We start from the raw sequence: 248 nt of genomic DNA on the forward strand, positions 1-248 counted from the left end.
ATGTCGTTGATCGGGGTCTCCTTCATCACCTTCATGACGGCGGCCGCATCCGTGGTGCCGGCAGCCTTCACCGCCTTGAGATAGTGCGTCACCGAGGAATAGACGCCGGCCTGCGCCGAGGTCGGCATCACCAAGGGCGGCCAGAAGATCTCGCCGCTGCTGGCATTCGTGACCGACATCGACAGCGTCGGGCTCGAGACCGCGCAGGGGCTGCTGCTCGCGGAGGCGTTTTACTGGGACCTCAATGA

Annotated in this window: 1 pseudogene; it reads right to left on the reverse strand. The window is 64.1% G+C overall.

From position 1 onward, the window contains the following. Nucleotides 1-128 (reverse strand): annotated as a pseudogene (locus FNJ47_RS52255) (ABC transporter substrate-binding protein); the annotation flags it as partial. Nucleotides 129-248 lie beyond the last annotated feature (120 nt).

Source organism: Bradyrhizobium uaiense, assembly GCF_010811875.1.
GTDB classification, from domain to species: Bacteria; Pseudomonadota; Alphaproteobacteria; order Rhizobiales; family Xanthobacteraceae; genus Bradyrhizobium; species Bradyrhizobium uaiense.